Source organism: Romboutsia sp., assembly GCF_035470145.1.
In the GTDB taxonomy this organism is placed as follows: Bacteria; Bacillota; Clostridia; order Peptostreptococcales; family Peptostreptococcaceae; genus Romboutsia_D.
On the sequence record NZ_DATIRC010000220.1, the window covers coordinates 1 to 1,509 of the forward strand.

Annotated in this window: 2 protein-coding genes; both read right to left on the minus strand. The window is 29.1% G+C overall.

Annotated features, from left to right (window positions below; genetic code table 11):
• Positions 1-304: 304 nt before the first annotated feature.
• A complete protein-coding gene (locus VLM92_RS09460) occupies positions 305-1,006 on the minus strand; it encodes an MCP four helix bundle domain-containing protein (RefSeq protein WP_325276096.1) in 702 nt (233 codons plus the stop codon).
• Positions 1,007-1,128: 122 nt separating this feature from the next.
• Positions 1,129-1,509, minus strand: a 381-nt coding sequence (locus VLM92_RS09465) for a hypothetical protein (protein WP_325276097.1), incomplete at its 5' end; no start/stop codon positions are given.

Consider the following 1,509-nt stretch of genomic DNA (forward strand, 5'->3'; position numbering starts at 1 on the left):
TTTTATATTTATTGTTAATGTCACATGCCTTGAGGTCGTTTAAATCTTTATAAACTTTCATGCCAACACCTCTTTTTAATGCAAAATAAAAAGACACTATCGAATTGATAATGTCCTTTAATTAAAAGTTAAAAAGGGTAACTTTTATGCATGATACTAATTAATACTTGGGGAATATTTAATTATTTCATAATATAATAATAACACCTTTGAGTTGGGAAATAAAGTGCAGAATCCTTGCAAAATCAAGTCATTTCAATACATGCAATGCTTTATTGTTTCTTGGGAAATAATTTAGTATAGGCTAAAAATCAAAATCCCCCTTAGACATCTTATCAGCCATTATTGTTAACGCTTCTATCCTTCTTGCTAGGTTATTTGTTATAAGCGTACTTACAATTAAACTAACTACTACTGAAATAACTATCAATACTATAGATACAATTAAAGCTTTTACTCCTGTATTTTTCATATCATTATTAAATTTAATTCCATCGGCTTCAGCTAAATTATATAGTTCAGTAGAATCTTCAACGCATTTATAATATGCTTTACCATACGAACTATCACTTGTTGTTGCTATTGCTTGCACCGTTTCAATATCTCCATTTGCTATAAGAGTGCATACGTTTTCGTATTCCTGCCTTAATTCATCTACTGAACTTTTTAATCTGCTAAGTTTTGATCTATCATCAAAGCAACTATCGAGTTTTTCTATTCTTTTGCTTATACTTCCAAAATCTTCTTCTGCAAATCCTTTATATTTTGCAATTTTTTCAGTAAAGGCTAATCCCATTATATCGCCATCAATTGCAGATACATCTTTGCAAATACCCATAGTTTCTGTAGTCGCAACGTATGGCTTTTCGTATAAGCCCTGACTTAAATTCTGCGATTCTTTCAAGCTATACAAAGCATAAATACTTGCAATAGTTGAAATTACTAATACAATAGCAAAAGACAATCTCATTTTTTTACCAATTTTCATATCTCGTATCATTTTCATTATCTAATTCTCCCATAATCTAATTTAATACTATCTAAATTATGCCATATTTTGGGTATGGGTTATCTTGGTAATATATTCCAATTAATTACAGGTAAATAAAAAAGAAGCTTAATAGCTTCTTATACCAACTCAATCATATCCTTAATTATTCTATCTCTGTTTCTCCATACAGTTGCTACATCATAATAATTCATATCGTGTGCAATTTGTACCTGCGTTCTTTTCTCTATGTAATATTGCCAAGTTAGAAATCTATCCTTTTCCGATAAACTATCTAACAAAGCATCAGTAACCCCTATATCTATTTTTAATTGTTCTTGTTCTCTCTCTCTAGCTTCTATAATATTATCTAAGCTGCTTAAATTGCTAGTTTGTATTTTATCTTTGGAGTAATCAATGCCACCTAAAACATTATCAATATCAGACACATGACCTAATTCTAATATTCTCAATCTTGCCTTATTCTTCTTATAACTTCTTAATAAATTTTCTATATATTT

Bases quoted from the DNA above. Each gene is read 5' to 3' on its own strand.
- VLM92_RS09460 (WP_325276096.1), bottom strand. From the start codon at position 1,006: ATGAAAATGATACGAGATATGAAAATTGGTAAAAAAATGAGATTGTCT.